The organism is Thermoflexus sp., from assembly GCF_042408815.1.
In the GTDB taxonomy this organism is placed as follows: domain Bacteria; phylum Chloroflexota; class Anaerolineae; order Thermoflexales; family Thermoflexaceae; genus Thermoflexus.
Genome location: NZ_JBHOQR010000011.1, coordinates 17526 through 27867, shown reverse-complemented (window position 1 = coordinate 27867; position 10342 = coordinate 17526). Strand labels below are relative to the sequence as shown.

Below are 10342 nucleotides of genomic sequence, written 5' to 3'. Positions count from 1 at the left end.
TTCGGATGGGTGAAGCGATGGCCACTGGATCGCGTTCCACAAAGGAGTTTCGAAAACGGGCCCGATCACCGATGGCGTATCCTCGCTCAACCGGCAGGGTTCGAGGGCCCTCGAGGTTGCCTTTGCGAACGCTCATCCTGTTGCTGTTTCCTGGGCTGCTGATCGCGGCATTTCTCAGTGGACGGGAAAGCTACCGGAGGCTTTCTGCAGCTCTATCTGGCCATCCGGTGTATATCACGGCTCAGCCGTCGTCTCCCTCCCGGTCGCCCCGGGTGGGCCTGGTCGCCGGGCATCTGGGGCACGATAGCGGGACGGTTTGCGCGGATGGGCTCACGGAGGTGGAGGTGAACACCGCGATCGCCCGGGAGGTGGCCCGTCGTCTGGAGGCGCTGGGATACACAGTGGATATCCTGGAAGAGTTCGACACGCGACTTCATGGATACCGCGCGGCCGCTCTGCTCTCGATCCATGCCGATTCCTGTGAATACATCAATGAGCTGGCGACCGGCTTCAAAGTCGCGCGGGCCCAGGCCGATATGGTGCCGGAGCAGAGCGATCGCCTGGTGACCTGTCTGGTCTCCGCTTACGGTCGGAGCACCGGGTTGCGTTTCCATGCGGACAGCATCACCTACGATATGACGGACTACCACGCGTTCCGGGAGATCGCGCCGGAGACCCCCGCGGCGATTATGGAGACCGGTTTCCTTTACCTGGATCGGGAGCTTCTCACCCGGGGGCGGGAGCGCGTGGTGGAGGGGATTGTGGAGGGATTGCGGTGCTTTCTGGAGGAGGGGCGGGGGAGCTGAAGGGCATGGGGAGGGAATCCCCGGCTTTCCGATCGGAGGCCAGGCCGCGCCAGCTCCTCAAAACGGGGGGATCAGACGGCCCGGAGGGAGCGCCTGCTGTGCCCCCTCCAGGCCCCGGATGCCCCGCCCGATGCTACGGAACCGGTTGCTCCGCCGGGCGGCGGAACCAGGTCCGCCACTCCCGTTTCTCCCAGACCACCAGGATGGGCGCTGCGTTAAAGATGGAGGAATAGGTTCCGCTGATCATCCCGATCAGCAGCGTGGCGATGAACTGGCGGATGGTTGTCCCCCCGAAGAGGAGCAAGGCGACCAGGGTGAAGATCAACGTGAGCTGGGTGTTGATCGATCGATCCAGGGTTTGCAGGATGCTGTGGTTGACGATTCGCTCATAGGGTTCGCCGCGATAGCGGATGAGGTTCTCACGGATGCGGTCGAACACCACGATGGAGTCGTGGACGGAGAAGCCGATCACCGTCAGCACGGCGGTGAGGAAGAGGGCATCCACCTCCCAGCCAAAGACCTTGCCGAAGATGGAGGCGGTGCCCACCACCACGGCCACATCGTGCAGCAGGGCCAAGACGGCCGCGACGCCGTAGCGGAAGGCGTGGGGGACCTGGCGGAAGGCAAAGGTGAGATAGAGCATGATGGCTAAGGAGGCCATGGCCACTGCCACCAAGGCGCCTCGGGTCACCTCAGCGCCCACTGTGGGCCCCACCGATTCGAAACGCTCCATGGTGATCTCCCCATAACGGGAGCGCAGGGCCTCCTCCAGGCGGGTCTTGGTTGGCGCGTCGATTTCCCGGGTGCGGATGATCAGGGTGCCCTGGAGGGATGGCTGGACCCGGATGTCGGCGACGTTGAACCCGGTGATCTTCCCGACCACCCCGATGACTTCCTCGCTGGATGCGGCGACGCCCGGCGGAAGCCGGATCTCCATCAGTGAGCCGCCGGTGTAATCGATGGCCAGTGGTAGCCCGTAAAGGGCCAGAGAGATCAGGCCCGGAAGGATGACCATAAGCGAAAGGGCGAAATACCAGTAGCGCTTGCCGATGATGTCGATCATTCCCTGCCTCCCGGAATCTTTTCCCCTCACGGAGAGCACAAAGGTGAAGTGTGCTTTTCAGATCCCGAACCAGCGCTTCTGGCCCTGAGCGCTGAGGCGATCCAGCAATGCGTGGAGGAAGGCCCGTGTGACCCAGATGCCGGTGAACAGACTGGCCGCCACCCCGATCGCCAGGGTGAGGGCGAATCCCCGCACCATGCTCGCCCCGAAGTTCAGGCCGAACACATACAGGATGGCGCAGGTGATCAGGGTGGAGATGTTGGAATCCCGGATGGAGGGCCAGGCGCGCTCGAAGCCATAATCGATGGCCATGGCGAGGGCGCGGCCGGCGCGAAGCTCCTCTTTCAACCGCTCGAAGATCAGGATATTGGCATCCACTGCCATCCCAATGGAGAGCACAAACCCGGCGATCCCGGGCAGGGTTAAGGTAACTGGGAGGAGCTTGAAGATTGCGAACACCATAGCGGTGTAAAGGCTGAGGGCGAGAACAGCCAGGATCCCTGGCACCCGATAGTAAAGGATCATGAAGAGGGCGACGGTGGCGAACCCCACTATCCCGGCGATCAGGCTGCGGTGGATCGATTCCCGGCCCAGGGTCGGCCCGATGTTCCGAGTGTCCACGATCTTTAACGGCACCGGCAGGGCGCCATAGCGCAGGGTCACCGCTAGGGCCTCGGCATCCGCCAGGGTGCTCCCTGAGCCCATGCGGATCACCCCCTGCCCTTGTGGGATCGGCTCCTGGATCACCGGGCAGGAGATCACTTTCTTGTCGAGCACAATGCAAAGATAGCGCCCCACATTCCGGGATGTGTATTCCGCGAAGAGCCGGGTGCCCTCGGCATCCAGGGTGAAAGCCACCTCCGGCTGGCGGAACTGATCCAGCTGCGGCCGGGCGCTGCGTAGATTCCGACCGGTCATAACCGTCGGATACACCCGCTCGGTCGGGCTCACCGGGCTCGTTCCGGTGATCGGCGCGGTTTCCGTCAGCGCCGGGGTGAGGGTCAGCGTCGGCGTCCCCGTGAGGGGAACGGTCTCCGTCGGGGAGACATCCAGGGTGGTGCGGATGACGGTGCCCTCCGGGATCGGGGCAGCCCCGGCGTCCACGAATTCGAGCAGGCCGGTTTGCTTGATGGTGTTGACCGCCTGCTCCAGGTTTGTGACCCCAGGGAGCTCCACCACAATCCGTCGGTTCCCAGCGATCTGCACCACCGGCTCGCTCACCCCCAGGGCGTTGACCCGGTTCTCAATAATGCGCCGGGTATCCTCCAGGTTCCCCCGATCCACCGGCTGGTTAGGCGGGACATCGGCTTCCAGGAGGATCTGGATCCCTCCCTGAAGATCCAGCCCGAGCACGGTACGGATCTCCCGGCGAATGCCCAGGAAATCGATCGCGATCTGTGTTTCCGAGAAATCCACCCAGAGGGCGAAAACTGCCAGAAGGCCGATGAGGACCAGCCAAAGGTTTCGGTTCCGCATTGGCCGCTCATCCTCAAAAATGGATCTGGGTAAAGCGGTTTGATTATAGGAAGCGGAAGGGTGGAAGGCAAGCCCTCCCCGGCTGGTCCTGCGTTGGAACGAGGGCTGAAGGCGGTCCACCCCCTGTGAAGGCGCGATCGGTGGAAAGCGTATGACCCGGCGATGGAGCCGCCGAGAAAGGCTTCCCTGCGCTAAAATGATTCGGGTTTTACCGGGCTCAGCGGGCCCCGGAGGCGGGTCTAGATAGGGGTCACAGGCCCATGGGGCTCCCGGGAAGGAGAGATCCCCAGGCGGAAGGCGCCTCCTCTTGACCTTCAGGCTCTTAATCATTCATGGCGGGGAGCATAACCGATGCGGCGCTTCTTCGGGGCATTCATCCCGATCCGTGTGGCCCTGAGCGGGGCAGACATCGGGATTCTACTGCTGCTGATTGCTGTGCTGGTGCTGGGGATGACCCTAGCCCTTCGAGCCCCGGCGGCCATCTCCGGGCCTGTGATCCGGTTGTCCCCGCAGGTCCTTCCCTATTATGCCGTTCGCTCGCTTTTGCGCATGGCGGCTGCCTACGCGCTATCCCTCCTGTTTTCGCTCATCGTTGGATATGTGGCGGCCACACAACGCTGGGCAGGAGCCGTGATCCTCCCGGTGCTGGACGTCCTACAATCTGTTCCCATTCTCTCGTTCCTGCCGGTGGTCGCCCTCTCCCTCACCGCGATCCTGCCCGAGGATGTCGCCGTCGAGCTGGCTTCCATCGTCCTGATTTTCACCAGCCAGGTCTGGAACCTGACCTTCAGCTTCTATCAGTCCATGATCACCATCCCGGCCGATCTCCGGGAGGCCGCCCAGATCTTCCGGCTGAACCCCTGGTTGCGTTTCCGGCACCTGGAGCTTCCCCACGCGGCCATTGCTTTGATCTGGAACAGCATGATGAGCTGGGCCGGGGGCTGGTTCTTCCTGATGGCGGCCGAGACCTTCACTGTGGGCGCCCGGGACTTCCGATTGATCGGTTTGGGAACTTATCTTCAATTCGCTGCGGAGCAGGGGGATCTGCAAGCTCTGGCCTGGGGGCTGGTGACCCTGGTGGGGATCATTGTGGGGATGGATCAGTTGCTCTGGCGCCCCTTGCTGGCTTGGGCGGATAAATTCCGGCTGGAAATGGTGGAGAGCGACGAGGCTGCCTCCTCCTGGCTTTACGACCTGTGGCAGCGGGCCACCGTGTCCGAGTGGTTCATCGAGCGGATCTGGAACCCTTTGCTGGAACGGGTGGATGCCGTGCTGGGATGCTGGAGCGCGCGGCTTGTTGCCCGTCCGGCGCTGAACCCGATCCCGGCCTGGGTTTTCCTGATCCCGCTGGTAACCATCGCCAGCCTCGGATTCGCCTATGGGGTCCATGCGGCGCTCCGTCTCCTGAGCGCTCTTCCGCTGTCCATCCTGCCTCTGCTTGGGCTTGCCACTCTTTCCTCGATGGCTCGCGTCCTCCTCGCTCAGCTGATCGCTATGGCCTGGACGGTTCCTCTGGGGGTGGCCATTGGGATGAATCGATCGCTGGCGGCACGGGTTCAACCTCTCATCCAGGTTGTCGCCTCCATTCCGGCAACCGCTCTGTTCCCGGTGATCCTGCTCTTCCTGCTCCGCCTCCCGATGGGCCTCGAGCTGGCCGCGGTTGCCCTTATGCTGATGGGGACGCAGTGGTATCTCCTCTTCAATATCATTGCGGGTGCCTCTGCGATCCCGCGGGATCTGATCTTCACCACGGAGATCCTAGGGATTCGGGGTCTGGAACGCTGGCGGGTGCTGATCCTGCCAGCCGTTTTTCCCTATCTCGTCACCGGCTTAATCACGGCCGGTGGGGGGGCCTGGAACGCGACGATCGTGGCGGAGTATGTGGAGTTCGCCGGGCAGGCCCATGCCACACTGGGGCTGGGGGCGCTGATCGCCCAGGCGACTGGGCGTGGAGACTACCCCATGCTGCTGGCCGCCACGCTGATGATGATCCTGACCGTCGTCGCTTTCAACCGCGTGGTCTGGCGGCGTCTGTATGCGCTGGCCTCGGAGCGCTTCCGGTTCGATTGACGTGGGGCGCCTCCGAAGTAAATTATGCGATCGATAAGGTCGCCATATCAACGGGAAACCCGCCGCTCTCCAAGACGGGAGGGGAAGCGGTGGGAGCCGGAGAGCGAGGCGAGCATGCGTCTGTTGCTGGTGGAGGACGATCCGTCGTTGCAGGAGACCCTGGCGGATCAGCTTCGGCGGGAGGGTTTTGAGGTGATCGCCACCGGGGATGGCGGGGAGGCGCTGGAGCTGGCCCGCGCGCTCCAGCCCGATCTGATCATTCTCGACCTCATGCTGCCCACGCTGGATGGCCTTTCGGTCTGCCGGATCCTCCGACGGGAAAGCGATGTCCCCATCCTGATGCTCACAGCGCGCAGCGGGCCAGTGGATCGGATCATCGGGCTGGAGGTAGGGGCCGACGATTATGTGGTGAAGCCCTTCCACGTCGGGGAGCTGATCGCTCGCGTCCGGGCTCTTCTGCGTCGGGTTCGGGGTCGCCCAGCGACGACGCTGACGGCGGGGGATCTGACTCTGGATCTGCTGGCCCGCAAGGCGTATAAGGGCGGCCAGGAGCTCCGCCTCACCCTCAAGGAGTTCGACCTCCTGGCCACTCTGATTCAGAACCGCGGCCGTGTTCTAAGCCGCGCCTTCCTGCTCGAACGGGTCTGGGGGGTGGAACACCCGGTGGATACCCGAACGGTGGATACCCATATCCGCTGGCTTCGGGAGAAGATCGAGGAAGACCCCGCCCATCCCCGGCGGATCGTCACGGTGCGAGGGATCGGTTATCGCTTTGAAGGTTGATCCGGCGGGAGGAGGGGCAGGCGGCCAGAACCGCTTGCCTTGTTCTCCTTGATGAATGGCTTCGCGATGATGATCGGGATTACACTTCTCATAGGGATCCTCCTGCTGGGGGCGCTGGCCGGTTTGCTTGTCCTCCATCGCCGGCAGCGCCAGCTGGAAGAGGCGGTCCGGGAAGCGCAACGAACGCGGCGGGCGCTGGCCGCCGAGCGCGATCGCATAGCGTCCTGGCTGGAAGGGTTAAAGCCAGGCGGGGTGGAGGCGCTCCTTCTGCTCGATCAGGACCAGCGGATCCTATGGGCGAACCGTCCGGCGATGGAGCAGCTGAACGCTCGGCCGGGCCGCGCCCTGCTGGAAGCGATCCCCTCCCCCGATCTGGAGACGCTCCTGAACGCGACGGGGACCGCCGAGATCCGGTGGAGGGATCGCTGGTGGCTGGGCACCAGCTGGGCGTGGTCCGAGGGCTGGGGGCTGGCGCTGATCGATATCACCCGCCAGCGGGAAGCGGAACGGGCGCGGCGGGAGCTCACGGCCAATGTCGCCCATGACCTGCGAACGCCCCTCGCCACGATCCGTCTGTTGCTGGACGAGCTGAAGCCGGCGGATCCTCTTCCGGCCTCCTGGGAGCGCCTGATCGGGGAGCTGGACCGGCTGATCCGCCTGGTCAACACGTTGCTGGATCTGGCCCGTCTGGAGGCAGGGGAATGGCCTCTGGCATATGAAGCCCTGGAGATCCGCCCCTGGGTGCAGAGCTGGATCGAGCGGTTCGCTCCCTTATGGCAGGCCAAGGGCTTAACGATTCAACTGGACCTTCCCGAAGGCCTGTGGGTGTGGGCGGATCCAGAATGGGCGGGACGGGCGCTGGGGAATCTCTTAGACAATGCCATCCGGTTCACGCCACCCGGGGGCGAGGTGCGGGTGCGGGCCTGGTCGGATGGGGAATGGGTGGCGATTGAGGTGTCGGATACCGGGCCCGGGATCCCGCCGGAGGATCTCCCCCGGATCTTCGAGCGCTTCTATCGCCGGGACCGCCATCGGGGAGGGGGCGGCAGCGGCCTCGGGCTGGCCATCGCCCGCCACGCGGTGGAGGCCCACGGCGGCCGCATTCAGGCCTTCAGCGAGCCCGGGCGGGGCGCCCGCTTGGTGTTCACCCTGCCTGCGGTTTCGGAAGGGGTCTGAACCCCTCTAATCCTTTTTAGGTTGCCAGGTTTTTCGGGGGAGGGCACGCAGGCGGATTGCTCCCCACACGGAAGCTCCGCTCTTCTGAATAGGAGGCGGGGATGGAGCAAGCGAAAGCCTGGATCTCCCGGAAGCGGGGGGCGCTGGGCGCCGGGGAGTCGATCTGGATCGGCATGCTCTTGGTCAACCTGGCCACCTTCACCTGGGCCACCAATATGACCCTGGCGCGATGGCTGCGGGAGAGCATCGGACCGCTGACGTTATCGGCCCTTCGGTTTCTCATTGCCACACTTTGCTTTGCCTGGCTGCTCCGGTCCCGCCCGCTGGAGGACCGACGCCCGGGCGCGGATGCCCCCCTTCTTCTCGCGATGGCCCTGACCGGCGTGGCGCTTTTCGCCCCTACGCTCTACTGGGGGCTGCGTTACACCACAGCGGTGAACGCCACCCTGATCAACGGCCTGGGCCCGCTGATCACCGGCCTTCTCGCCGCCCTCCTCATCCGGGAGCCCCTGACTCCCCGCCAGCTGGCGGCTGCCCTTTTGGGGCTTCTCGGGGTGATCATGGTGATCTCCAACGGCGAAGGGACGTTCTGGGGAACCTTCCATAGCTATCTCGGGGATCTGCTGGTGCTGATGGCGCTCACGCTGTGGGGGATCTACTCGGTGCTGGGGCGGAAGGTGATGGCCCGGCGCTCTGCGATCTCCACCACCGCTATGTCGATGGCCCTGGCTCTGCCGCTCTTAATCCCCGCCGCGTTGGTGGAGCAGCTCTCCCTCCCGCTCCGCTGGCGCCCGGAGGTCGCGCTGGCCGTGCTCTATATCGGGATCGCCCCGACGGTGCTGGGCTTTCTCGCCTGGAACGAAGGGGTGCGCCGTCTGGGCCCCGGCGGTGCCATGATGTTCTACAACACCCTTCCGATCTATGGGGCGCTGTTAGGACACTTCCTGCTGGGGGAACCGCTGGGGCTCTCCCGTTTCCTCGGGGGGGCTCTGATCATCGGCGCCGGCCTGTGGGCTGCTCGCGCCGGTCGCTAGAGAGGGGGAGCGGGTGGGCAGCAAAGCTGCCCACCCCATTGCCCTGAAACCCGGTTAATCCGCCAGGCCTTCTACTTCCTCGTGAGAGGGGCGGGGCCCTGGGGTTGCCGGCATGGCCCGGGGGAAGGGAACGGCTCGCACCCATTGGGCGACCAGCTCCCGCGTGCCGGCCACCGCCAGCCGCTCAAAAAGCAACGCGAAACGGGTTTCAAGGGCCTCACGGATCGGACCCCGGACTTCCTCGGGCAGCTCCCAGAACGCTTGTTTGAACGGCCCCCATGCCCGTTTGCGGGCCTTGTAATAGAACTGCTCCTCGGTCTCCCCGGGCTTCCACTCATCCGCGTGATGCGCCCGCAGGTAGGCGTAGATCTCCTCCCGGAAGGCCGCGGGCAGCAGATCGAAGACCAAGTTCTGGAAGCCGGTGGCCAGATGGACTTCGCAGGCCTCGCATTCCACGAACTTGTGGAAAGCTTCCTCCGGGAGGGTGCTGGCCCCATGCTGCACCGCCCCGGCCAGCCCGTATTCCAGACGCGCTGCTCGGGAAAGGGCCCGGAGCGCCTCAAAGTCGATGGCCACCTGGGCCAGCCGCCCGTCCGGCAGCACCACCCCACCGTGGGTGGTGCCCGTCTGCACGCTGATCTTGCTGATCCCCACCGCATCTCCCAGATGCCGGCGGTAGCCGTCCATGAAGGCCCGCAGCTCTTCCACGGTGCTGTTCTTCCCCCCCACTTCCCCGATCTCCCCGCCCACGGAGATCGTAACACCGGGCGGTTCGATGGAGCGGATATAGCGGGTCAGCTCGGCGCACAGGGTGTAATTCAGCCGCTGCTGTTCATCCAGCGTGGGCTTCGAGAGATCCACCAGCGTGGAAGTGTCGATATCGATATTGAAGAAACCGGCCGCGACTGCCTCCGCGGTGAGATCCCGCACGGCCTGGAGTTCCCCCTCGGGGTCTTTGGCGTAAGCCTTTGCGGAGACCTGGAAGTGGTCGCCCTGGAGGAAGAGCGGCCCGTGGAACCCTTCCTTAATGGCTGCGGCGGCGATCACGGCGGCGTATTCCTCCGGCCGTTGATCGGTGTAATGGATTTCGCTGCGGGCGATCTCGAAAATGAGGGCTCCGGCATCCAGGCGGAGGGCGGCCCGGAAGGCGGCCCGGGCCATCTCATAGGTCATCCCTCGTAGATTCATGGCGGGCACGGTGAAATGGGGAGGGACCTCGCCCCGACCCCGGGCGGCGTAAAGCGTATGGATGGATGCTGGCATGATCCCCAGCGCCTCGCCGATGCGGAAGATCCATCGACGGGCCTCCGCTTTCTCCGCCGGGCTTCCGAAGACGGCCTGGCGGACCAGGATGTCGATCCCCTCCTGCCGGATCCAGGCGGGATCCCGCACTTCCACCCGGTCGCCCTTCAGGGCCATGGCCTCGCTCCACCCTGGATGCTGGAGCAGACTTCGCATCTCGCGCATTCGCTCGCCTCCTTCGGATCGGGATCATCGACGCAGGCTCTCTGGCTGCTTCCTCGGGTGCGGATATGGGCATATCACCTGGCCTTCGCTTTCCCCCTTTTCGTCCGCTTTCCACGCTGCCGGCCGGAGGGTTCGATCGATCCCTCCAGGGCTGGAGTCTCCCCGGTCGAGGGAGCGACCGGTTCCAGAGCTCCGGGTTCCTCCATGGTCTCCCCTCGGGGAGCCGGCGCGGGGGAGGGGGCTGGGGCTTCCGAGCCTACCTCCGCTCCGACAGGGGCTTCGACCGGAACCGGTGCGGCCCGGCGGAGTTCCATCAGCCCGATCTTGACCATACGGCGGCAGAAGGGGCAGTCGCGGGTGCCGTAGCGGGCGTTCGCTGCCAGCGCCTGGGCCAGGATCGCCCCCGCCTCCTCCCGGGAGATGGAGAAGGGCCGACCACAATACGGACATCGGGTGCGCAACATGGA

General features: G+C 64.8%; 9 protein-coding genes. 5 read left to right on the top strand and 4 right to left on the bottom strand.

Features of this window, described 5'->3' with window-relative positions:
- The first annotated feature begins 122 nt into the window (after nt 1-122).
- A complete protein-coding gene (locus ACFMO3_RS04055; RefSeq protein ID WP_376789158.1) occupies nt 123-806 on the top strand; it encodes an N-acetylmuramoyl-L-alanine amidase in 684 nt (227 codons plus the stop codon).
- Between the two features lie 133 nt (nt 807-939).
- Here the strand turns inward: ACFMO3_RS04055 and secF are convergent, their stop codons facing one another.
- Both secF and secD read right to left on the bottom strand, forming a co-directional pair.
- Nucleotides 940-1869: a protein translocase subunit SecF gene (secF, locus tag ACFMO3_RS04050; RefSeq protein WP_376789157.1), complete on the bottom strand. Its 930-nt coding sequence runs from the start codon at nt 1867-1869 to the stop codon at nt 940-942.
- Between the two features lie 57 nt (nt 1870-1926).
- Nucleotides 1927-3345 carry a protein translocase subunit SecD gene (gene secD, locus ACFMO3_RS04045; RefSeq protein WP_376789156.1) on the bottom strand — a complete coding sequence of 473 codons (1419 nt, stop codon included), beginning with the start codon at nt 3343-3345 and terminating at the stop codon, nt 1927-1929.
- A gap of 351 nt (nt 3346-3696) precedes the next feature.
- Between secD and ACFMO3_RS04040 the strand changes: the two genes are divergently transcribed.
- The 4 genes from ACFMO3_RS04040 to ACFMO3_RS04025 all read left to right on the top strand — a co-directional run bounded on the left by ACFMO3_RS04040 (nt 3697) and on the right by ACFMO3_RS04025 (nt 8408).
- Complete coding sequence (locus ACFMO3_RS04040) at nt 3697-5415, top strand: ABC transporter permease (protein ID WP_376789155.1); 1719 nt, start codon at nt 3697-3699, stop codon at nt 5413-5415.
- Between the two features lie 114 nt (nt 5416-5529).
- The gene (locus ACFMO3_RS04035) at nt 5530-6198 is read left to right on the top strand and encodes a winged helix-turn-helix domain-containing protein (RefSeq protein ID WP_376789154.1); all 669 of its coding nucleotides are present in this window, start codon (nt 5530-5532) and stop codon (nt 6196-6198) included.
- Between the two features lie 66 nt (nt 6199-6264).
- A complete protein-coding gene (locus tag ACFMO3_RS04030) occupies nt 6265-7374 on the top strand; it encodes a sensor histidine kinase (RefSeq protein ID WP_376789153.1) in 1110 nt (369 codons plus the stop codon).
- A gap of 101 nt (nt 7375-7475) precedes the next feature.
- Nucleotides 7476-8408, top strand: coding sequence for a DMT family transporter (locus ACFMO3_RS04025; protein ID WP_376789152.1), 933 nt, complete (start codon nt 7476-7478; stop codon nt 8406-8408).
- Nucleotides 8409-8462: 54 nt separating this feature from the next.
- On the opposite strand, the gene ACFMO3_RS04020 is transcribed toward ACFMO3_RS04025, so the two are convergent.
- Both ACFMO3_RS04020 and ACFMO3_RS04015 read right to left on the bottom strand, forming a co-directional pair.
- A complete protein-coding gene (locus ACFMO3_RS04020) occupies nt 8463-9875 on the bottom strand; it encodes a class II fructose-bisphosphate aldolase (protein WP_376789151.1) in 1413 nt (470 codons plus the stop codon).
- A 74-nt stretch (nt 9876-9949) separates the two neighbouring features.
- Nucleotides 9950-10339: a hypothetical protein gene (locus ACFMO3_RS04015; protein ID WP_376789150.1), complete on the bottom strand. Its 390-nt coding sequence runs from the start codon at nt 10337-10339 to the stop codon at nt 9950-9952.
- Between the last annotated feature and the right edge of the window lie 3 nt (nt 10340-10342).

What these genes read in the sequence shown, in the direction of transcription:
- secF (WP_376789157.1), bottom strand. Translation starts at nt 1,869, where the DNA reads ATGATCGACATCATCGGCAAGCGCTACTGGTATTTCGCCCTTTCGCTT.
- secD (WP_376789156.1), bottom strand. Translation starts at nt 3,345, where the DNA reads ATGCGGAACCGAAACCTTTGGCTGGTCCTCATCGGCCTTCTGGCAGTT.
- ACFMO3_RS04040 (WP_376789155.1), top strand. Translation starts at nt 3,697, where the DNA reads ATGCGGCGCTTCTTCGGGGCATTCATCCCGATCCGTGTGGCCCTGAGC.
- ACFMO3_RS04035 (WP_376789154.1), top strand. Translation starts at nt 5,530, where the DNA reads ATGCGTCTGTTGCTGGTGGAGGACGATCCGTCGTTGCAGGAGACCCTG.
- ACFMO3_RS04030 (WP_376789153.1), top strand. Translation starts at nt 6,265, where the DNA reads ATGATGATCGGGATTACACTTCTCATAGGGATCCTCCTGCTGGGGGCG.
- ACFMO3_RS04025 (WP_376789152.1), top strand. Translation starts at nt 7,476, where the DNA reads ATGGAGCAAGCGAAAGCCTGGATCTCCCGGAAGCGGGGGGCGCTGGGC.
- ACFMO3_RS04020 (WP_376789151.1), bottom strand. Translation starts at nt 9,875, where the DNA reads ATGCGCGAGATGCGAAGTCTGCTCCAGCATCCAGGGTGGAGCGAGGCC.
- ACFMO3_RS04015 (WP_376789150.1), bottom strand. Translation starts at nt 10,339, where the DNA reads ATGTTGCGCACCCGATGTCCGTATTGTGGTCGGCCCTTCTCCATCTCC.